This is a genomic window from Streptomyces sp. SolWspMP-5a-2 (assembly GCF_900091845.1).
Lineage (GTDB): Bacteria > Actinomycetota > Actinomycetes > Streptomycetales > Streptomycetaceae > Streptomyces > Streptomyces doudnae.
In genome coordinates this window covers 12,174-31,973 of sequence record NZ_FMCI01000041.1, presented here as the reverse complement: position 1 = coordinate 31,973, position 19,800 = coordinate 12,174, and the positions used below count along the sequence as shown (strand labels likewise).

The following is a 19,800-nucleotide window of genomic DNA, read 5'->3' as shown; positions in this document are numbered from 1 at the left end:
CCCCTGACATTTCTGGCCCCAGATCCCCGAGCCCTTCGAACCCCCTTGAGACTCCCGAGACTTCCGAGGGACACCCGAGATGACATCCCCCGACGGACCCCACCCCTGGCAGCGGAGGAACCGGTGACGCAGCACCCCCCGACCCCGGACGAACTCCTGCGCTCGGTCACCGACGCGCTGCGTCCTGACGACACCCCGCCGAGCGCCGACGACAGCCTCATTGCCTGGGGCCTCGACTCGATCACCCTGATGCGGATCGCGGGCGGCTGGCGCAAGCAGGGCGTCCGCGTCAGCTTCGCCGAACTCGCCAAGGAGCCCACCCTGCGCGCCTGGCGGGCCCTCCTGGAGGCGGCCGGACCCGCGCCCGCCCCGCCGCCCGCCCCGCCCCGGCCCCCGCCGAGCCCGGCGAGCCGTTCCCGCTCGCCGTCATGCAGCACGCCTACTGGATCGGCCGCGGCGACGACACCACCCTGGGCTCCGTCGCCGCCCACCTGTACGTCGAGTTCGACGGCACGGACGTCGACCCGGCCCGTCTCGACACCGCCGTCCGCGCCCTCGCCGCCCGGCACGGCATGCTCCGCGCCCGCTTCACCGACGACGGCCGCCAGCAGATCCTGCCCGAGCCCGCCCGCCCCGGCACGGTCGTCCACGACCTGCGCGACCTCGACCAGGAGACGGCCGAGGCCCGCCTGGAGGAGATCAGGCAGGCCGCCTCGCACGCCCGGCTCGACGTCGCCGCGGGCGAGGTCTCCTCGGTCCAGCTCTCCCTGCTGCCCGGCGGCGCCACCCGGCTGCACGTCGACGTCGACATGCTCGCCGCCGACGCGCTCAGCTACCGGGTGCTCCTCTCCGACCTCGCCGCGCTCTACCTCAGCCCCGGGACCCCGCTGCCCGAGATCCGCACCAGCTACCCGGAGTACCTCGCCGAACGGCGCGAGGTGCGGCGGCTGAGCCGGGAGCAGTCGCGGGACTGGTGGGCCGAACGGGTGCCCGAGCTGCCCGCGGCGCCCGCGCTCCCGCTCGTCCCGGAGGCCGAACGCGCCGACCCCACCCGGGTCACCCGGCGCCACCACTGGCTGCCGCCCGAGGAGAAGCGGCGCCTGGCCGACCGCGCCCACCGGCACGGCCTCACCCCCGCCATGGCCGTCGCGACCGCCTTCTCCGAGGTGCTCGCCGCCTGGAGCGGACAGCAGCGGTTCCTGCTCAACGTGCCCATGTTCGACCGCAGGGGCTCGCACCCCGATGTCGACCTGCTCGTCGGCGACTTCACCAGCTCCGTGCTGCTCGATGTCGACCTCGGCGGCCGGGGGACCTTCACCGAGCACGCCAGACGGCTCCAGGACCGGATGCACACCGACGCGGCCCACGCCGACTACTCGGGCGTCGAGGTGCTGCGCGACCTGACCCGCTTCCACGGCGAACAGGTGCTGGCACCCGTCGTGTTCACCAGCGCCCTCAACCTGGGCGAGCTGTTCGACACCGGCGTCACCCGCTCCTTCGGCACCCCGGCCTGGATCGTCTCGCAGGGCCCGCAGGTCCTGCTCGACGCCCAGGTCACCGAGGTCGACGGCGGTCTCCTCGTCAACTGGGACGTCCGCGAGGACGCGTTCCCCGACGGGCTCGTCGACGCCATGTTCGACGCCTTCCACGGCCTCGTCACCCGCCTCGGCACCGACGACACCGTCTGGGAGCGGCCCGTCCCCGCGCTGCTGCCGACGGCGCAGACGGAGGTCCGCGCCCGCGTCAACGCGACCGGCGACCCACGCCCCGGACGCCTCCTGCACGAGGGCTTCTTCGCCCACGCGCGCACCGGGCCCGACGCGCCCGCCCTGCTCTGGGGCGACGAAGGCGCCCTCAGCTACGGCGAGTTGGCGGACCGGGCGCTGCGCACGGCCGGCGCGCTCGCGGCCCGCGGCGTCCGGCCGGGCGACACCGTCGCGGTCACCCTGCCCAAGGGCCCCGACCAGATCGTGGCCGTCCTGGGCGTGCTCGCGGCGGGCGCCGCCTACGTCCCGCTCGGCGTCGACCAGCCGGACGCCCGCCGCGACCGCATCCGCCGCACCGCGGGGTTCGGGCTGGCGCTGACCGACGGCCGCCCGCTCGACGGCGTCGACACCCTGCCCGTCGCCGACGCGGTACGCGCCGAACCGCTCCCCGCGCCCCTGCCGGTCGACCCGGAGCAGCCCGCCTACGTGCTGTTCACCTCCGGCTCCACCGGCGAGCCCAAGGGCGTCGAGGTGCCCCACCGGGCGGCGGTGAACACCGTCGACGACCTCGACGAGCGCTACCGCGTCGGCGCCGACGACCGCTGCCTGGCCGTCTCCGCCCTCGACTTCGACCTCTCCGTGTACGACGTCTTCGGGCTGCTGGGCGCGGGCGGCGCCGTCGTGCTCGTCGACGAGGCCGACCGGCGGGAGGCGGGCCAGTGGGCCGATCTCGTGCGCGCCCACCGGGTGACGGTCCTCAACTGCGCGCCCCCGCTGCTCGACATGCTGCTCCTGGTCACCGGGCCCGGGGACCTCGCCCCGCTGCGCCTGGTGCTGCTGGGCGGCGACTGGGTGGGCACCGACCTGCCGGGGCGGCTCGCCGAGCGGGCGCCCGGCTGCCGCTTCGTCGGGCTCGGCGGCACCACGGAGACCGCGATCCACTCCACGGTCTGCGAGGTGACGGACGCGCGGGTGCCCGCGCACTGGCGCGCGGTGCCCTACGGCACCCCGCTGCGGGGCGTGCGCTGCCGGGTGGTCGACGGGCACGAACGGGACTGTCCGGACTGGGTGCCGGGGGAGCTGTGGATCGGCGGCGCGGGAGTGGCGCTCGGCTACCGGGGCGATCCGGCGCGCACCGCCGAGAGGTTCACCGAGGCGGCCGGGGTGCGCTGGTACCGGACCGGAGACCTGGCCAGGTACTGGCCCGACGGCACCCTCGAATTCCTCGGCCGCCGCGACCACCAGGTCAAACTGCGCGGTTTCCGGATCGAGTTGGGCGAGGTGGAGGCGGCGCTCGCCGGGCACCCGGCGGTGCGGCGGGCGGTGGCCGGGCTCACCCGGGCGCAGGGCGTCCAACTCGCCGTCGCGGTCGCCGCCGAAGGCGTCGAAGAGGACGAACTGCGGGAGTGGGCGCGGTCGGTGCTGCCGCCGCACATGGTGCCCTCCCGGGTCGTGGTGGTGCGGGAGCTGCCGCTGACGTCCAACGGCAAGCTGGACCGCCGCGCGGTCGCCGCGCTCTGGGAGGCGCGGGCCCCCGAGGAGGCGGATCTGCGGCTGCCCGGTTCGGCGCTGGAGCGGGTGGTGGCCGGGACCTGGGCCGGGGTGCTCGGCGTGGACCGGGTCGGGCTCGACGACGGGTTCTTCGCGCTGGGCGGCGACTCGGTGCTCGCCACCGTCATCGTCGGACGGCTGCGGGAGGCGCTGGACACCTCCGAGGTGACCGTGCGGGCCCTGTTCGCGACGCTCACCGCGGGCGGCATGGCCAAGCGGCTGGCGGCCGAGGAGGAGACGCCGGGCAGGCTCGAACAGGTCGCCGCGATCCACCTGGAGATCGAGGGCATGTCGGCCGAGGAGGTCGACTCGGCGCTCGGCGGCTGAGCGGGCGACCGCACACGGGCGGCGGGGCGCGTCACGCGCCCCGCCGCCCGCCGGTGTCCCGTGGGGGAGTCAGTCGCCGAGCTTGGCGAAGCCGGGCTCCAGGTTCCGCAGCGCCCAGGGGATGCCGAGCACGGAGGGGCTGCGCAGCTGGCTGATGGTCTCCACGTCGGTGACGACGTAGCGGTCCTTCTTCACCGCCGCCATGTTCTTGACCAGCGTGCTGGCCTCGAACGCCTTCTGGAGGTCCTTGGTGGTGAAGGCGATGACCACCAGGTCCGCGTCGAGCCGGTCGAGCTGCTCGAAGGAGAGCTCGCCGGTCGGGCTGCCGTTGACGGTCTTGATGTTCTTGACCGACGGGGTCAGGCCCAGGCCGAGTTCGCTCATCAGCCGGGCGGCGAAGTCCTTCTCGGAGGCGATGGTGTAGATCTTCGCCGGGGTGTTCCCGATGGAGAGGCTGTAGGTCCTGCCGTCCAGCCCGGGGTGCTTCTCGCGGACGGCGGCGATGCCGTCCTCGGTCTCCTTCACCAGCTTCTCGGCCTGCGCCTGCCTGCCGAGGGCCTTGCCGACCACCTGGACGTGCTCCTGCCAGGACTGCTGACCCCAGGCGGTGGCGTAGCCGATGGTCGGCGCGACGGCGGAGAGCTTCTTGTAGTCCTTGTCGAGGGTGAAGTCCGAGGTGGCGAGGATCAGATCGGGCTGGAGGGCGGCGATCTGCTCGAAGTCGATGCCGTTGAGCGTGTCGATCAGCTTCGTCTTCGAGGTGTCGATCCGGTCCTTCAGCCAGGGGTAGATCCCGTCGGAGCTGAGGGAGTCCTTGGTGACGGCGATCGGGGTGACGCCGAGGGCGTAGAGCGCGTCGACGTCGTCGGTGCCGCCGTTGCCGACCACGACGACCCGCTTCGGCGCCGAAGTGAGCTTCGTGTCCCCGAACTTGTGGGTGACCGTCACCGGGAACGCGGAGGAGGCGCCGGGCGTCGCGGACCCGGTGGACGAGCCGCCGTCGGAGTCGTCCTTGACCGAACCGCAGGCGGCCAGCCCGGCGACCAGGGTGACGGTGAGGAGGGTGGTGCGGAGCGGTCTCGACATGGCAGTGCATCCCTTTGTCGCCAGGTACGGGGAGGAAGCGTGTGGCCGACAGTAAAGCAAGGTTAGGCTTGCCTTAGCAATGTTTCCGGGGCTTCCGCCGCGTAATGACGACACGTCAGCTCTGGTTCTTTGCACGCGAGTTGGGCGCCCCCGTCGCGGGGGCGCCCGGCCGTGGCTCCGCTCAGGGGCGGGAGGTGAGGTAGCCGCCCATCGTCCGGAAGTACTCCGTGGCGGCCAGCTCGGTGCCGTCCTCGGTGCGCACCCGCCTGACCAGCAGTCCGCGGCCGGTCCCGGTGTGCGCCTCGGGGCCCGCCACGACGACCACGCCGTCGCCCTCCCGGATGAAGATCCGGCCCGGTGTCCCGCCGTAGAGCCCCTCGGAGACCCCGGCCGCCACGATCCGCAGCCGCTCGCCCCGGTGGAAGGCGTACGCGTTCGGGTACGGGTCCGACTGGGCCCGCACCAGCCGCTCCAGCCGCTCGGCCGGCCAGCTCCAGTCGATCCGGCTGTCCTCCAGGGACCGCTTGTGGAAGAAGCTGGCCCGTGCCCGGTCCTGCGGCACCCACTGCCCGGCGTCCCGGCCCGAGGCGATCAGGTCCAGCGACTCGCGCACGATCGGCGCGATGAGGTCGACGGTGCGGTGGAACAGGTCGGTCGCGGTGTCGGCCGGACCGACCGGCACCGAGCGCTGCACCAGCACGTCACCGGCGTCGAGCTGCGGGTTCATCCGGTGGGCCGTCACGCCGACCCGCGTCTCGCCGTTGATGAGCGCCCAGATGATCGGCGAGAAGCCCGCGTAGGACGGCAGCAGCGAGTCGTGGATGTTCAGGGTGCCGTGCGGTGGCAGGTCGAACAGCTCCGGCGGCAGCCAGGTGCGCCAGTTGTTGGCGACGATGATGTCGGGCGCCGACTCCCGCAGCGCGTCCAGGAGTTCGGGGTCGTCGGGACGGTTGCGGAGCAGGACGGGAACGTCGTTCTTCTCGGCCAGCTCGGCGACGCTGTCGTCCCAGATCTTCTCGTAGGCGTGGTCGCTCCTGGGGTGCGTGACCACGAGGACGACCTCGTGGTCCGAGTCCAGCAGGGCCTGGAGCGTGCGGTGACCCCAGGTCTGGTAGCCGAACATGGCGACGCGCATGCGGTTCTCCCCTCCGGCTGTCCATTGCAAGGTAAGGCTAACCTTATCTAACATGTGCCTGCCTGAGGGAGGCGATGCCACGGTGAAGTCACCGCTCAAGGGAACTGACACCACCTATGACGTCCTCGGAATCGGTTTCGGACCGTCAAATCTGGCGCTGGCCATCGCGATCGACGAACAGAACGCGCGGCTTCCACCGGACGAACGACTCAACGCCCTCTTCCTCGAACGCCAGTCGGGCTTCGGCTGGCACCGGGGCATGCTGATCGACGACGCCACCATGCAGGTGTCGTTCCTGAAAGACCTCGTGACCCTGCGCGACCCGTCCAGCGACTACAGCTTCCTGTGCTTCCTGCGCGAACGCGGGCGGCTGATCGACTTCCTGAACCAGAAGACGCTGTTCCCGCTGCGGGTCGAGTTCCACGAGTACTTCGAGTGGGCCGCGGAGCGGGTCCGCCATCTCACCGCCTACGAGCACGTCGTCACCGCCATCGACCCGGTGCGCGACGAGTCCGGCGCCATCGCCCACTTCGACGTCGTCTGCCGCGACCCCGGACGGCCCGGCCGGACGGTGACCTACCGGGCCCGGGACATCAGCGTCGCCGTCGGCCTGGAACCGCATGTGCCGCCCGGCGTCGAACTGACCGAACGGGTCTGGCACAACAGCCAGTTACTGCCACGGGTCGCCGAACTCACCGCCTCCGGCGCGCCGGTGCGCCGCGCGGTGGTCCTGGGCGCCGGGCAGAGCGCCGCCGAGACGGTCGACTACCTGCACCGGTCCTTCCCGGACGCGGAGGTCTGCGCGGTCTTCGCCAAATACGGCTACACCCCCGCGGACGACAGCCCGTTCGCCAACCGGATCTTCGACCCGGAGGCGGTGGACGTCTACTTCGGGGCGCCCTCCGAGGTGAAGCAGTCCCTCTTCGACTACCACCGCTCCACGAACTACTCGGTCGTCGACATGGAGCTGATCGAGGCGCTGTACGCCACCGCCTACCAGGAGAAGGTCGCGGGCCGCGAACGGCTGCGCTTCCTCAACGTCTCCCGCATCAGGGACGTCCTGACCCGGCCCGACGGCTCGCTCGACATCGCCGTCGAGTTCCTGCCGACCGGCGACCAACAGGTCCTGAACGCCGACGTGCTGGTGCACGCCACCGGCTACCGGCCGCGTGACCTCGGCACCCTGCTGGGCGAGGCCGCCAAGGTGTGCCTGCGCGACGACGGCGACGCGCTGCGGGTCAGCCGCGACCACCGGGTGGAGACGGCGCCCGACGTCACCGCGGGGATCTACCTCCAGGGCAGCACCGAGCACACCCACGGGCTGACCTCGTCGCTGCTGTCGACCACCGCGATCCGGGCGGGCGAGATCCACCGGTCCCTGGTGTCGCGGCGCGTGGCCGCCGCCTGACCACGCGCCCCGCTGACCGGGTGGCGGCCCCTCAGACGGCCTCGGCCGCCGGGTGGCCGGCGTCGAACGCCGCCGCCACCCGGTCCGTCGCGGTCACCGCGCCGCAGGTGTCCGCCACCCACTCCAGCGCGAACTCGTGGTGGCCCGCGCAGAGGTCGGCCACCGCGTCGGCGACCACGAACGCCTCCAGGTCCTGCGCCCAGGCGTCGCCGGCCGTCATCAGGACACCGGCGCGGGCGTAGAGCCCGAGGATCACCACCTGGTCGCGCTCCAGTTCGCGTAACCGGCCGTCCAGCCGGGTCCTGGCGAACGCGCTGTACTTGCGGGCGGTGAGCACGGTGTCACCGGCCCGCGGCTCCACGCGGTCCACGAACGCCTCGGCGTCGGCGCCCGCGACGGGTGCCACGAGCCGGGCGTACGGCACCGGGCCGCGTCCGGTGGCCCGGCGCACCCCGGCCGGGACCGAGTGGATGACCGGCACCCCTGCGGCCCGCGCGCCGTCGATCAACCGGGCTGTGTTGGCGAGGAGTTCGGCGGCAGGCGCGGCCTCGCGCTCCAGGGTGCGGACGAACCGGTTCTGGAGGTTGAGGACCACCAGGGCGGCGCGGGCCGGGTCGAGGGTCCAGCCCGTCCGGTCGGCGGGCAGCATCGTGGGCGTGGGCATGACGTACGGGAACATCGGAGGCGTCATCTCGGTCTGCCCTTCTGGACGGTGCGGTCGGGTCGGCCGGCTGCGCGGGGCGGGGAGTCGGTGGACCGTCCGGGCGGCTCTGGCCCGTCCGCTCGCCGGTTCCGGCCCCCGCACGACGACCAGCAGGCCCGTCTCCGTCGTCCGGGCGATCGCCCCGGTGCGGTGGAAGCCGTCGGTCGTGAAGTGGCGGGTGTCGTGCTCGGGGGAGCGCCAGTAGCCGCGCACCGTGTCGGGGCCCCGGCTGAGCAACTGCCCCTCGGCGCCCGGCGGTACGTCCCGGTCCCGGTGGTCGACGACGCGCAGCTCGTGGCCCTCGGAGGCGGCGCGGGCCCGCCCGGTGAGGGCCGCCTCCGTGCCGTCCTCCTGCCAGGTGCGGGCGACGAGTCCCTCGGCGGTGCCGAAGACCTGCCGCAGCGAGCAGCCGAGCGCGGGCAGCACCCGGCGCGCCACCGGCTCGGCGAGGGCGCCGCCGCTGACCACCAGGGTCCGCAGCCCGGTCAGGTCCCAGGCGGTGACGGCCGCGGCGGTGGTCCACCGGTCGGTGAGCGGCGCGGTGAGCGCGGTGTGCGTCACCCGCTCGGCCGTGACGAGCCGGAACGCGTCGTCCGGGTCGTCCCCGGCGCCCGTGACCAGCCGTCCGCCCGCGCACAGCACCGCCAGCCAGTCCAGCAACCCCGGTACCCCGACGGTCAGTTCGGGGCGGACGACGAGGTGGACGGTGTCCTCCCCGGCGCCGAGGACGCCTGCCCGCTCCCGTACCGCGCGGGCCAGCGCCGGGTGGTCGAGCGGCACCAGGCGGGGGGCTCCCACCTCGTCGCCCGCGTACTGGAGCAGGGCGAGGCCGTCGTCGTACGGTGCGGCGGAGCCGGTGAAGCGGCGCACCGCGCGGGCCGTCGGCTCGGGCACGGACGGGGGCACGACGACCGGCACCGCGCCGATCCGCCCGAGCGCCAGGACCTCCGCGACCAGCGCGGCCGAGCCGGGCAGCGCGACGACCACCCGGTGGCCCTCGCCGATCCGCAGGTCGGCCAGTTCGGCGGCGCGGTCCTCGACCCGCCCGGCCAGCTCGCCCCAGGTCCACTCGGCGCGTTCCCCGGCGGCGTCGACGAGCGCGACCCGTTCGGGGTGCGACTCGGCGCGCGCACGGAACAGGCCGTCGAGCGTGGTGTGCCGGGATGCGTCGGTGCTCACAGTTCGGTCCCCTCGCGGTCGTGGCCCGGGGAGCGCGGGGGCCGGTGGCGCGGGGTGGCGAGTGGCACGACTCGTCCACGGCACGGCCTCCCGGTCGGGCGTGCTGCTTAGGTTAGCCTCACCTAAGCGCGCTTGTCGCCTCCGTCGAAACGGGAGTTCCGCGCGGGAAACGTGAGATGGGCCTCGCCGCGCGCCGTCAGCCCGGACCGTGGGTCCAGCGCCCGCCCAGCAGCGTCGCGTGGACCGGCATCGCGCGCAGCGTCCCCGGGTCGGCGTCCAGCGGATCGACGTCCACGACCACCAGGTCCGCCGGATCGCCGACCCGGATCAGCGACCGCCCCCGGGCCGACGCCGCCAGCGCCGCCCGCAGCGGCACCCGCTGCTCCGGATGCCACGCGGGCCGGGCGTCGCCGGTCCTGTGCACCGCCGCCGCCACGGCCACCCACGGGTCGAGCGGCGCGACCGGCGCGTCCGACCCGAACTCCAGCGCGGCGCCCGCCGCCAGCAGGTCGCCGTAGGCGAAGGCCCGCCCGGTCCGCCCCGCCCAGTGCCGGTCCGCCACGTCGCGGTCGTCGGTGGCGTGGGCGGGCTGCACCCCGGCCGTCACCCCCAGCGCGGCGAACCGGGGCACGTCCCCGGCGCTCAGCAACTGGGCGTGCTCGATCCGGCCCCGGCAGCGCACCGCCTCGAACGCGTCCAGCGCGACGGTGTTCGCGCGGTCCCCGATCGCGTGCACCGCCGGTTCGATGCCGTGCGCGGCGGCCCGCCGCATCAGCCGCACCAGCTCCTCGAACGACGTCTCCTCGACGCCGTACGCCCCGGCGGTGTCCTCAAGACCCGGGTAGGGGTCGCAGCACAGGGCGGTGCGGGTGTTGAGGGACCCGTCCGTGAACAGCTTGAGCGGGCCCACCCGCACCAGCCCGCCGGTGCCGGGCAGCACGTCACCGCTGCGCAGCCCGCGCTCCACGGCCGCGTCGAGCCGCGACGGGTAGACGGCGGCCCGCACCCGCAGGTCCAGCGGCGCGGACGCGGCGCGGCGGCTCCAGTCGGCCAGATTGTCGGAGAAGTGGAAGTCGATGACGCCGGTCACCCCGCGCGCCGCCGCGTCCCGGGCCGCCTCGGCCACCCAGCCGTCCAGGACGTCGGCGGGCACCTCGGGCAGCGCCCGCATCACCTCGAAGCACTCGTGCTCGCGCAGCAGCCCGGTCGGGTGCCCGGCCCGCCCGACCAGCGCGAGCCCCGCCGAGTTCAGCCAGACCGCGTGCAGATCGGCGCTGATCAGCGCGACCGGCCGGTCGGGGCACACCGCGTCGAGCAGCGCCTTGTCCGGCACGTCGGGCCACAGCCCGTCCCGGAACCCCTGCCCCACCAGCACCTCGCCCGAGGAGCGGTCGGCGGCGTGCGGACGCAGCGCCCCCGCCACCGCACGCGCCGAGTCCAGCCCGGACAGGTCCACCCGCCGCCGGTTCCCGGCCCACTGCGCCATGTGCACATGCGCGTCCCACAGCCCCGGCAGCACCGTGCGCCCCGCCAGGTCGTGCACCGGCCCGCCCAGGTCGCCGTCGCGCGCGACGGCGGCTATCCGGCCGTCCGCGATCCGCAGCGCGACCAGCGGCCCTCCCGGGCCCAGCCGGACCCGGGAGAGGGTGAGGGGGGCGGGGCGGGCGCCGGCCGCGGGGGAGGGCATGCCGTCGAGGCTCGTCATGGCGGCTCCAGTCGTGAGGTCGTGAACCTCGTGCGAGGCTACGCGGCCGACGGCTCAGCCCAGCGCCCGATCCAGGTTGAAGGCGGCGCTGATCAGCCCCAGATGCGTGAACGCCTGGGGGAAGTTGCCCTGTTGCTCACCGGTGTGGCTGATCTCCTCGGCGTACAGGCCGAGATGGTTGGCGTAGGTGAGCATCTTCTCGAAGGCGAGCCGCGCCTCGTCGACCCGGCCGGAGTGCACCATCGCCTCGACGTACCAGAACGAGCAGATGGAGAAGGTCCCTTCGTCGCCGCGCAGCCCGTCCGGGCTCGCCACCGGGTCGTAGCGGTAGACCAGCGAGTCGGAGACCAGCTCCTCGGTGAGCGCGTCGAGGGTGGAGAGCCACTTGGGGTCGGTGGGCGCCACGAACTTGGTCAGCGGCATCATCAGCACCGACGCGTCGAGGACGTCGCCGCCCTCGTACTGCACGAAGGCCTGCCGGGACGCCGACCAGCCGCGCGTCATGATCCGCCGGTAGATCGCGTCCCGGCAGCCGCTCCACCGGGGCAGATCGGCGGGCAGACCGCGCCGGTTGGCCATCCTGATCGCCCGCTCGATCGCCACCCAGCACATCAGCCGCGAGTACAGGAAGTTCTTGCGCCCGCCCCGGGTCTCCCAGATGCCCTCGTCCGGCTGGTCCCAGTGCGCGCACACCCAGTCGACCAGCGCGCAGACGTCGTCCCACTGGTCGCTGGAGATCGGCTCGGCCCACTTGTCGTAGAGGTAGATCGAGTCGATCAGGGCGCCGTAGATGTCCAGTTGGAGCTGTTCGGCCGCGTCGTTGCCGATGCGCACCGGGGCCGAGCCCTGGTACCCCTCCAGGTGGCCGAGTTCGCGCTCGGGCAGGTCGGTGCGGCCGTCGATGCCGTACATGATCTGCAACGGGCCGGACGGCTTGCCGTCACCCGGGCTGATGTGCCGGGTCACGAACTTCATGAACTCCGCGGCCTCGCCGGTGAATCCGAGCCGCAGCAGGGCGTAGACGCAGAACGCCGCGTCCCGCACCCACACGTACCGGTAGTCCCAGTTGCGCTCGCCGCCGATCTGCTCGGGCAGGCTGGTGGTCGGCGCGGCCACGATCGCCCCGGTGGGCGCGTAGGTGAGCAGCTTGAGGGTGAGCGCGGAGCGGTGCACCATCTCCCGCCAGCGGCCCCGGTACTTGGACGCCGACAGCCAGCGCCGCCAGTAGGCGACGGTGGTCGCGAACTGCGCCTCGGCCTCGGCCCGCGGACAGCCGCGCAGCGCCATGTCCGCGCCGACCTGGTCCAGCGCGAAGACCGCCGACTCGCCGCCCGCGAGCTTGAAGTCGGCCCGTACGTCCGGGCCTTCGGCGGTGAGCGGCACCGTCGCGGTGAGCGAGAGGGCCAGCCCGTCCGCGTCGAAGACCGCCGCGTCCGCCGTCATCCGCACGGTGTGCGGGCGGGCGCCGTAGTCGAAGCGCGGGGCGACCCGGGCCCGGAACGGGATCGTGCCGCGCACGCACACCACCCGCCGGATCAGCCGGTGCCGCTCGCTCTCCGCGGCCTCGCCGCCGACGGGCATGAAGTCCTGGATCTCGCCGACGCCGTCCTCGGTGAAGAACCTGGTGATCAGGACGTTGGTGTCGGGGAAGTAGAACTGCTTGGTGCGGGCGGGCACCGCGGCCGCCAGCTCGAAGGCGCCGCCGCGCTCCGCGTCCAGGATCGCCGCGAAGACGCTGGGCGCGTCGAAGGCCGAGCCGCAGTACCAGTCGATGGTGCCGTCCATGCCGACCAGGGCCACGCTGCGCAGGTCGCCGATCAGCCCGTGGTCGGAGATCGGCAGATAGCGCGGGCCCGGCCCCGAGACGTCCCGGTCACCGCCGTTCACGCTCATCGCAGCCTCCCTGGCCGACCCGCGTCCGGCTCCAGCCTAGAGCCACTCCGGCCGTTCCCGCCTGCCGCGCGGCACCCGCCCCGCCAGGGCCGTGCGGGACGCGGGCCCGCGTCGGGCGCGTTCTCAGACCGCGACGACGGTGATCCCGGCCTCCTCGAAGCGCCGCACCGTCTCCGGGGGCGCCGCGGTGTCCGTGACGAGGGTGCCGACGGTCTCGGCCGCGCAGATCCGGGCGAAGGCGCGCTGCCCCAGCTTGCTGGAGTCGGCCGCGACGATCACCCGTTCGGCCCGCTCGCAGAGCAGCCGGTTGATCGCGGCCTCCGTCTCGTCGTGCGCGGTGGCCCCGTCCAGCAGGTCGAAGGCGACCACCCCGAGAACGGCGACATCGAGGGTGATCTGCCCGAGGACCCCGTCGGCGAGCGGGCCGATCAGCTCGTAGGACTGCGCACGCGCCACCCCGCCGGTCACCACGATCTTGAACTGGGGCCGCACCGCCAGCTCGTTCGCGATGTTGAGCGCGTTGGTGACGACGGTCAGCGCCGGGGCGCCGGAGCCCAGGTCACCGCGGGTGGCCAGGGCCCGCGCCACCTCCGTGGTGGTGGTGCCGCCGGTCAGCCCGACGGTCTCGCCGGGGACCACGAGGTCCGCGACGGCCTTGGCGATCCGCTGCTTCTCGGAGGCGTGCCGGGCGGTCTTGTAGCGCAGCGGCAGCTCGTAGGACACCCCGTGCACCACGGCGCCGCCCCGGGTGCGCACCAGCATCTGCTGCTCGGCGAGCTGGTCGAGGTCGCGGCGGATGGTCGCGGCGGAGACCCCCAGCTCGGCGGCCGCCTCCTCGACGTCCAGCCGGCCGCGCTCCACGAGCAGCTCCAGCAGCGTGTTCCAGCGGGCGTCACGCGACATCCGCACCCTCCGATCCTCGCCCTCCCGGCGACCCTAGCGCACCCACTCTTCACCTGGATGTTTGATTCTGCTCGAAAGAGGGCTGTATCTTGCAAGAACAAGCATCCTTCAGGGAGGGGCACGCCATGACCCATGTCGAGGACGAACTCATCAGCCAGCCCGAGTGCTGGACCCGCGCCGCCGAGCTGGCCGCGGACCACCGCGCGGCGCTCCCGGCACCGGGGGAGCGGGTCGCGATCGTCGGCTGCGGCACCTCGTACTTCATGGCGCAGTCGGCCGCCGCCCTGCGCGAGGCGTCGGGCCAGGGCGAGACGGACGCCTTCGCCGCCTCCGAGTTCCCGCGCTCCCGCGCCTACGACCGGGTCGTGGCCCTCACCCGCTCCGGCACCACCACCGAGGTCCTCGACCTGCTCGCCGGGCTGAAGGGCGGCACCCGCACCACCGCGGTCACCGCCGACCCGCACACCCCCGTCATGGACGCCGCCGACGACCTCGTCGTCCTCGACTTCGCCGACGAACGCTCCGTCGTCCAGACCCGGTTCGCCACCACCGCGCTCACCCTGCTCCGCGCCCACCTCGGACTGCACACGGACGCCGTCGTCGCCGACGCCCGCACCGCCCTCGGCACCCCGCTGCCCGACGGCCTCGTCGAGTGCGCCCAGTTCTCCTTCCTCGGCGCGGGCTGGACCGTGGGCCTCGCCAACGAGGCCGGTCTCAAGATGCGCGAGGCGGCGCTCGCCTGGACCGAGACCTACCCGGCGATGGAGTACCGCCACGGCCCCATCAGCATCTCCACCACCGGCACCGCGACCTGGATGTTCGGCGACGCCCCCGAGGGACTCGCCGCCCAGGTCGCCGCCACCGGCGCGCTGTGGGTGCCCTCCGGCCTCGACCCGCTCGCCGAACTCGTCCGCGCCCAGCGCCTCGCCGTCGCCGTCGCCGCCGCCAAGGGCCTCGACCCCGACCGGCCCCGCCACCTCACCCGCTCGGTGATCCTCGCCCCCTGACCCGCCGCCCCGGAAAGGAGACAGCCGTGCCCCTCGCCACCACCGGCGACCTGGTCGCCCGCGCCGCAGCCGGCCGCGTCGCGGTCCCCGCCTTCAACGTCATCACGCTCGAACACGTCGAGGCCGTCGTCGCGGGCGCCGAGGCCGCCGGAGCGCCGGTCGTCCTGCAAGTCAGCGAGAACGCCGTCAAGTTCCACCGCGGACGGCTCCTGCCGCTCGCCCGCGCCGCCACCGCCGTCGCCGAACAGGCCGCCGTCGAGGTCGCGTTGCACCTGGACCACGTCCAGAGCGACGACCTGCTGCGCCGCGCCCCCGAGGCCGGGTTCAGCTCCGTCATGTACGACGCCGCACACCTGCCCTACGCCGACAACCTCGCCGCGACCCGCGCCGCCGCCGACTGGGCGCACGCCCACGGCCTGTGGATCGAGGCCGAGTTGGGGCAGGTCGGCGGCAAGGACGGCCAGCCCGCCCTGGACGCCCACACGCCCGGCGCCCGCACCGACCCCGACGAGGCACGGGAGTTCGTCGCGGAGTCCGGGGTGGACGCCCTCGCGGTCGCCGTCGGCAGCAGCCACGCCATGACCACCCGCACCGCCGCCCTCGACCACGACCTGATCGCACGCCTGGCCGCCGCCCTGGACGTCCCCCTCGTCCTGCACGGCTCCTCGGGTGTCCCCGACGACGAACTCACCGCGGCCGTCGGCGGCGGGATCACCAAGGTCAACGTCGGCACCGCCCTCAACGTGGCGATGACCGCCGCCGTCCGCGACCTCCTCGCCGACCGCCCGGACGCCGTCGACCCGCGCGGCTACCTAGGCGCCGGACGGGAGGCGATGACGGAGACGGCACGGCGCATCACCGACCTGCTCCGCGCCGCGACGTGACGGCACCCGCCACCGCCCGAACGGCCACCGCCTGAGCCGCCGTCGCCCGGACGGCTACCGCTTGACCGCCTTCAGCACCACGAACTTCCGGTCCCCGGCGACGAGTTCGCACCGGCCGAAGAGGGTGCGCAGCTTCAGGTGGTAGCCCAGGTGCCGGTTGCCGACCACCCACAGCTCGCCCCCGGGCCGCAGCACCCGCCGCGCCCCGGTGAACATCCGCCACGCCGTCGCGTCCGTGGTGGCCTGGTGCGAGTGGAACGGCGGGTTGTTCAGGACGACGTCGACCGTGCCGTCCGGCACCCCCGTCAGCCCGTCCCCGACCCGGAACTCCGCGTGCCCCGGCACCCCGTTGGCCCGGTACGTGGCCTCCGCCGACGCCACCGCCTGGAACGACTCGTCGACGAACAGCACCTCGGCCGACGGGTCGGCCAGCGCCACCGCCGTACCGACCACACCGTTGCCGCAGCCCAGGTCCACGAACCGGCGGCCGGTCCGGCCGGTCGGCAGGTGGCGCAGGAAGAACCGGGTGCCGACGTCGAGACGGTCGGCGCAGAACACCCCGGCGTGGTTGACGACCGGATGCCCGGAGACCGGCCCGATCCCGTCCGGCAGCGCGTACCGGTACGGCCAGGGGCTCGCCGCCCGCGCCAGCTCCGGGTCCGGCGTGCAGAAGATCAGCCGCGCCTTGCGCACCGCGAGGGAGGTGCGGGTCGGGCCGATGATCCGCTCGAAGAGGCGCAGCGTCGAGGTGTGGATCTCCTTCACCATCCCGGCGCCGACGACCACCGTGCCCGCGTGCACCGCGGGCGCCAGCCGCCGCAGCTGGTCCTCCAGCAGCGCCAGGCTCTTGGGCACCCGCACCAGCAGCACGTCCACCCGCTCGGGCGGCTCGTCCTGCGTGGTCAGCAGCCGCACCGTGCCGGCCGGCACCCCGGCCCGCGCCAGGTTCGCCCGGGTCGCCTCCTGGGTGAGATGGGAATCGGTGATCTGCACCGGCTCGTGCGCGGCCAGCGCGGTGACCAGGGCGCCCCAGCGGTCCCCGACCACCACGACCGTCCCGGTCAGCGGAACCTCACCGTCCGCGAGGTGGCCGAGCAGGTACTCGTCGGAGGCGTCCCAGGCGCGCAGCCGGTCACGCGGGTCCTCGGGGAAGCGGGTCAGACCCGGCTCCTCGCCCCATGGCGTCGTCATACGGTCGTTCATCGTGCGTCAAGGCTAGCGGAGCCCCAGCTCAGGACCGTTCGGGCAGGATGGAGTGATGGACGCCGAGCTGTTTCCCCGGGACCGCGCGCAGGTCGCGCCGGGCGCGGTCCACGTCCCGGACTGGCTGGACGAGGCGCGGCAGCGGGAACTCCTCGCCGCCTGCCGCGAGTGGGCCCGCCCACCGGCCGGCTTGCGCACCGTGCGCACCCCGGGCGGCGGCACGATGACCGCCCGGCAGGTCTGCCTCGGCTGGCACTGGTACCCCTACGGCTACGCCCGCACCGCCACCGACGGTGACCGGACCCCCGTCAAACCGTTCCCCACGTGGCTCGACGCGCTCGCCCGGCGGGCGGTCGCCGACGCGCTCGGCCCGCCCGCCGACCCGCTCCCCGCCTACGACATCGCGCTGATCAACTTCTACGACGGCGACGCCCGCATGGGCATGCACCGCGACGCCGACGAACGCTCGACGGCGCCCGTGGTCTCCCTCAGCCTCGGCGACACCTGCGTCTTCCGCTTCGGCAACACCGCGACCCGCGCCAGGCCCTACACCGACGTCGAACTGCGCAGCGGCGACCTGTTCGTCTTCGGCGGCCCCGCCCGCCTCGCGCACCACGGCGTCCCCCGCGTCCTCCAGGGCACCGCGCCCCCGCAACTCGGCCTGGCCGGACGCCTCAACGTCACCCTGCGGGTCAGCGGCCTGGGGCCCGGGGAGTGGCCGCCCGCCGCACGGATCATGGGAGACTCGCCCTCATGACCGGCAACGCGCACCCCCGGACGGCGGGGGACGGGACCACTTCCAGAACGCGGTTGGACCGGGGGCGCGGCGCGCTCGGACCCGCGCTGGAGCTGGTGCACACCGGACGTGCGCCCACCCGCGCCGTGCTCACCGCCGAACTCGGCGTGACCCGGGCGACGGCGGGCGCGGTCGCCGCCGAACTGGAGGCGCTCGGGCTGATCCGGGTCGACGCCCGCCCCGGCGCCGCCGCCGGTTCCCAGGGCAGACCCTCGCACCGGCTCTCCATCGCCGACGACGGCCCCGTCGCCCTCGCCGCCCAGGTGCACGCCGACGGCTTCCGGGCCGCGCTGGTCGGCCTCGGCGGCCGGATCGTCGCGACCGCCCCGGGCTGCGAGACCGTCGACGCCGACCCGGCGAAGGTCCTCGGCTCCGTCGTGGAGACCGGCGCCGAACTGCTGCGCGCCACCGGCCTGCGCTGTGTCGGCGCCGGGCTCGCCGTGCCGTCGGCGGTCGCCGAACCGGACGGCCTCGCCCTCAACCCGCTGCACCTCGCCTGGGCGGCGGGCGCTCCGGTGCGGCGCGTCTTCGCCGAGTGCGTCCGCGCGGCGGGCATCACCGGACCCGCCTTCGCCGCCAACGACATCAACCTGATGGCGCTCGCCGAACACCGGCACGGCGCGGGCCGGGGCGCCCGCGACCTGCTCTGCGTGGCCACCGGACACCGCGGCGTCGGCGGCGCGCTGGTGCTGGACGGCCGTCTGCACACGGGGAGTTCGGGGCTGGCCCTGGAGGTCGGACACCTCGCCGTCAACCCCGAGGGGCGCCCCTGCCACTGCGGCAGCCGCGGCTGTCTGGACGTCGAGACCGACCCGCTGGCCCTGCTCACCGCGGCGGGCCGGGCGCCCGGCCCCGAGATGTCCCTGCTCCGGCACGCCCAGGAGCTGATCCGCGACCAGTACGACGACGCCCGCGTGCGCGCCGCCGCCGAGACCCTCATCGACCGGCTCGGCCTGGGCCTCGCCGGACTCGTCAACATCCTCAACCCCGACCGCATCATCCTCGGCGGTCTGCACCGCACTCTCCTGGAGGCCGACCCCGAGCGGCTGCGCGCGGTCGTCGCGGAGAGAAGCCTCTGGGGGCAGAGCGGCGGCGTCCCGCTCGTCGCCTGCACCCTCGACCACAACAGCCTTGTCGGAGCTGCCGAGTTGGCGTGGCAGCCGGTGCTCGACGACCCGCTGGAGGCGCTGGCCTGAGCCCGCCGGGTAGGCTCGGTGCCATGCGGATCTCCGTCTCTTCCGACATGGACAAAACCGTGGCCCGCGCGCTCGTCGACGCGTTGCGCGAGCGGGGCCACGACGTCACCGCCTACGGCGCGCTGCTGCCCGGCGACGACCCCGCGTGGGCCGTCTGCACGCAGACGGCGGCCCGGGACGTCGCCGAGGGCCGCGCCGACCAGGCGGTCGTGTGCTGCTGGACCGGCACCGGCGCCTCGATCGCCGCCAACAAGGTCCCCGGGGTGCGGGCGGCCCTGTGCACGGACGCGTACACGGCGGGCGGCGCCCGTCGCTGGAACGACGCGAACGTGCTGGCGCTCAGTCTGCGGCTGACGTCCGAGGCGCTGCTGACCGAGATCCTCGACGCCTGGTTCGAGGGCGAACCCAGCCAGAAGGACTCCACGGTGGCGAACGTGGCACGCATCCGCCGCGCGGACGAAGCGCGCGCCACCGGCTGAACCCCGCCGCGGCCGCCGTCACGCCCCGGCCAGGAAGGACGTCACCGCCCGGTCAGCCGGCAACGGCCGACCGGGCGGGAGCATGTCCTGACCTGCGCCCGTCGAGCGCGTGGTCGAGGTCCGCGAACCGGTGGGCCGGTGTCTCGGCGCGCCGCCGCACGGCGCGGGCGGGCGGGGCCATCGGCGCCGAGGTCGGCAGCGTGAACCAGACGACCTTGCCCGACGGGCCGTCCGGGCGCACGCCCCAGCTCTCGCTGACGGCGGCCACCATGGCGAGCCCGCGCCCGCTGGTGGCGGACGGGTCCACGTCCCGCATCTCGGGGAGACGGGGGTCGTGGTCGCGCACGGAGACGGTGAGCCTGCCCAGCATCAGCTCGATCTCCACGGTGCACGACTTGTCCGGCGCCGCGTGCCGGTGGACGTTGGTCAGCAGCTCGGTGACGCCGAGCGCGGCGCGGTCGATGAGGGGATCCAGATGCCAGTAGCGCAACTGGGCCGATACGATTCTGCGGACCTGACCGATCCGCGGCGGCATGGCTTGAAGCTGTACCGCGCAGTGTCTGCTTGAGTGACTCACGGCTGCGACTCCCCGACTTGATGCGATCCGGAGAACGACTTCAGAGATCCGGAGGTACACGG

At 74.1% G+C, this 19,800-nt stretch carries 15 protein-coding genes and 1 pseudogene; 8 read left to right on the top strand and 8 right to left on the bottom strand.

The annotated features are described in order from the left end of the window. Positions 1–123: 123 nt before the first annotated feature. Both GA0115242_RS41440 and GA0115242_RS02860 read left to right on the top strand, forming a co-directional pair. Positions 124–276, top strand: a pseudogene (locus tag GA0115242_RS41440) (phosphopantetheine-binding protein); the annotation flags it as partial. 152 nt (positions 277–428) lie between these two features. Beyond that, entirely contained in the window at positions 429–3,584 is a 3,156-nt protein-coding gene (locus GA0115242_RS02860) for a non-ribosomal peptide synthetase (RefSeq protein ID WP_237548703.1), read from the top strand. Between the two features lie 69 nt (positions 3,585–3,653). Here the strand turns inward: GA0115242_RS02860 and GA0115242_RS02855 are convergent, their stop codons facing one another. After that, entirely contained in the window at positions 3,654–4,670 is a 1,017-nt protein-coding gene (locus GA0115242_RS02855; RefSeq protein ID WP_093824134.1) for an iron-siderophore ABC transporter substrate-binding protein, read from the bottom strand. A gap of 181 nt (positions 4,671–4,851) precedes the next feature. Then, positions 4,852–5,805 (bottom strand): methionyl-tRNA formyltransferase, encoded by a 954-nt coding sequence (locus tag GA0115242_RS02850; RefSeq protein ID WP_093824132.1) that lies wholly within the window; start codon positions 5,803–5,805, stop codon positions 4,852–4,854. An 82-nt stretch (positions 5,806–5,887) separates the two neighbouring features. Between GA0115242_RS02850 and GA0115242_RS02845 the strand changes: the two genes are divergently transcribed. Continuing rightward, positions 5,888–7,213 (top strand): lysine N(6)-hydroxylase/L-ornithine N(5)-oxygenase family protein, encoded by a 1,326-nt coding sequence (locus GA0115242_RS02845; RefSeq protein WP_093824130.1) that lies wholly within the window; start codon positions 5,888–5,890, stop codon positions 7,211–7,213. A 31-nt stretch (positions 7,214–7,244) separates the two neighbouring features. On the opposite strand, the gene GA0115242_RS02840 is transcribed toward GA0115242_RS02845, so the two are convergent. From GA0115242_RS02840 to GA0115242_RS02825, 4 genes are all read right to left on the bottom strand, one after another. Then, positions 7,245–9,095 (bottom strand): isochorismatase family protein, encoded by a 1,851-nt coding sequence (locus GA0115242_RS02840; protein WP_141721464.1) that lies wholly within the window; start codon positions 9,093–9,095, stop codon positions 7,245–7,247. A 196-nt stretch (positions 9,096–9,291) separates the two neighbouring features. Continuing rightward, positions 9,292–10,800 carry an amidohydrolase gene (locus GA0115242_RS02835; RefSeq protein ID WP_093824126.1) on the bottom strand — a complete coding sequence of 503 codons (1,509 nt, stop codon included), beginning with the start codon at positions 10,798–10,800 and terminating at the stop codon, positions 9,292–9,294. A gap of 54 nt (positions 10,801–10,854) precedes the next feature. Continuing rightward, the gene (locus GA0115242_RS02830) at positions 10,855–12,693 is read right to left on the bottom strand and encodes a glycoside hydrolase family 15 protein (protein WP_093824124.1); all 1,839 of its coding nucleotides are present in this window, start codon (positions 12,691–12,693) and stop codon (positions 10,855–10,857) included. A gap of 123 nt (positions 12,694–12,816) precedes the next feature. After that, entirely contained in the window at positions 12,817–13,596 is a 780-nt protein-coding gene (locus tag GA0115242_RS02825) for a DeoR/GlpR family DNA-binding transcription regulator (protein ID WP_093824122.1), read from the bottom strand. Positions 13,597–13,721: 125 nt separating this feature from the next. Here GA0115242_RS02825 and GA0115242_RS02820 point away from each other — a divergent pair, with 125 nt between their 5' ends. Together GA0115242_RS02820 and GA0115242_RS02815 are read left to right on the top strand one after the other, a co-directional pair. Continuing rightward, on the top strand, positions 13,722–14,603 hold the full coding sequence (locus GA0115242_RS02820; RefSeq protein WP_093824120.1) for an SIS domain-containing protein: 882 nt from the start codon (positions 13,722–13,724) through the stop codon (positions 14,601–14,603). A 26-nt stretch (positions 14,604–14,629) separates the two neighbouring features. Then, positions 14,630–15,487 carry a class II fructose-bisphosphate aldolase gene (locus GA0115242_RS02815; protein WP_093824118.1) on the top strand — a complete coding sequence of 286 codons (858 nt, stop codon included), beginning with the start codon at positions 14,630–14,632 and terminating at the stop codon, positions 15,485–15,487. A gap of 54 nt (positions 15,488–15,541) precedes the next feature. On the opposite strand, the gene GA0115242_RS02810 is transcribed toward GA0115242_RS02815, so the two are convergent. Then, entirely contained in the window at positions 15,542–16,690 is a 1,149-nt protein-coding gene (locus GA0115242_RS02810; RefSeq protein WP_093824116.1) for a methyltransferase, read from the bottom strand. A 55-nt stretch (positions 16,691–16,745) separates the two neighbouring features. On the opposite strand from GA0115242_RS02810, the gene GA0115242_RS02805 reads away from it, so the two are divergent. Genes GA0115242_RS02805 through GA0115242_RS02795 form a run of 3 tightly spaced genes read left to right on the top strand, consistent with a single transcriptional unit; the run spans position 16,746 to position 19,161 of the window. Continuing rightward, positions 16,746–17,447 carry an alpha-ketoglutarate-dependent dioxygenase AlkB family protein gene (locus GA0115242_RS02805; protein ID WP_093824114.1) on the top strand — a complete coding sequence of 234 codons (702 nt, stop codon included), beginning with the start codon at positions 16,746–16,748 and terminating at the stop codon, positions 17,445–17,447. Next, positions 17,444–18,682 carry an ROK family protein gene (locus GA0115242_RS02800; protein WP_093824112.1) on the top strand — a complete coding sequence of 413 codons (1,239 nt, stop codon included), beginning with the start codon at positions 17,444–17,446 and terminating at the stop codon, positions 18,680–18,682. Before GA0115242_RS02805 ends, GA0115242_RS02800 begins: the two co-directional genes overlap by 4 nt. Before the next feature lie 23 nt (positions 18,683–18,705). Next, entirely contained in the window at positions 18,706–19,161 is a 456-nt protein-coding gene (locus GA0115242_RS02795; protein WP_093824110.1) for an RpiB/LacA/LacB family sugar-phosphate isomerase, read from the top strand. Between the two features lie 52 nt (positions 19,162–19,213). On the opposite strand, the gene GA0115242_RS02790 is transcribed toward GA0115242_RS02795, so the two are convergent. Then, positions 19,214–19,696, bottom strand: coding sequence for an ATP-binding protein (locus tag GA0115242_RS02790; protein WP_093824108.1), 483 nt, complete (start codon positions 19,694–19,696; stop codon positions 19,214–19,216). Between the last annotated feature and the right edge of the window lie 104 nt (positions 19,697–19,800).

Excerpts from the sequence above, each read along its gene's own strand:
- GA0115242_RS02790 (WP_093824108.1), bottom strand. The coding sequence starts at position 19,696 with ATGCCGCCGCGGATCGGTCAGGTCCGCAGAATCGTATCGGCCCAGTTG.
- GA0115242_RS02805 (WP_093824114.1), top strand. The coding sequence starts at position 16,746 with ATGGACGCCGAGCTGTTTCCCCGGGACCGCGCGCAGGTCGCGCCGGGC.
- GA0115242_RS02850 (WP_093824132.1), bottom strand. The coding sequence starts at position 5,805 with ATGCGCGTCGCCATGTTCGGCTACCAGACCTGGGGTCACCGCACGCTC.
- GA0115242_RS02835 (WP_093824126.1), bottom strand. The coding sequence starts at position 10,800 with ATGACGAGCCTCGACGGCATGCCCTCCCCCGCGGCCGGCGCCCGCCCC.
- GA0115242_RS02855 (WP_093824134.1), bottom strand. The coding sequence starts at position 4,670 with ATGTCGAGACCGCTCCGCACCACCCTCCTCACCGTCACCCTGGTCGCC.
- GA0115242_RS02800 (WP_093824112.1), top strand. The coding sequence starts at position 17,444 with ATGACCGGCAACGCGCACCCCCGGACGGCGGGGGACGGGACCACTTCC.
- GA0115242_RS02810 (WP_093824116.1), bottom strand. The coding sequence starts at position 16,690 with ATGAACGACCGTATGACGACGCCATGGGGCGAGGAGCCGGGTCTGACC.
- GA0115242_RS02820 (WP_093824120.1), top strand. The coding sequence starts at position 13,722 with ATGACCCATGTCGAGGACGAACTCATCAGCCAGCCCGAGTGCTGGACC.
- GA0115242_RS02825 (WP_093824122.1), bottom strand. The coding sequence starts at position 13,596 with ATGTCGCGTGACGCCCGCTGGAACACGCTGCTGGAGCTGCTCGTGGAG.
- GA0115242_RS02795 (WP_093824110.1), top strand. The coding sequence starts at position 18,706 with ATGCGGATCTCCGTCTCTTCCGACATGGACAAAACCGTGGCCCGCGCG.
- GA0115242_RS02860 (WP_237548703.1), top strand. The coding sequence starts at position 429 with ATGCAGCACGCCTACTGGATCGGCCGCGGCGACGACACCACCCTGGGC.
- GA0115242_RS02830 (WP_093824124.1), bottom strand. The coding sequence starts at position 12,693 with ATGAGCGTGAACGGCGGTGACCGGGACGTCTCGGGGCCGGGCCCGCGC.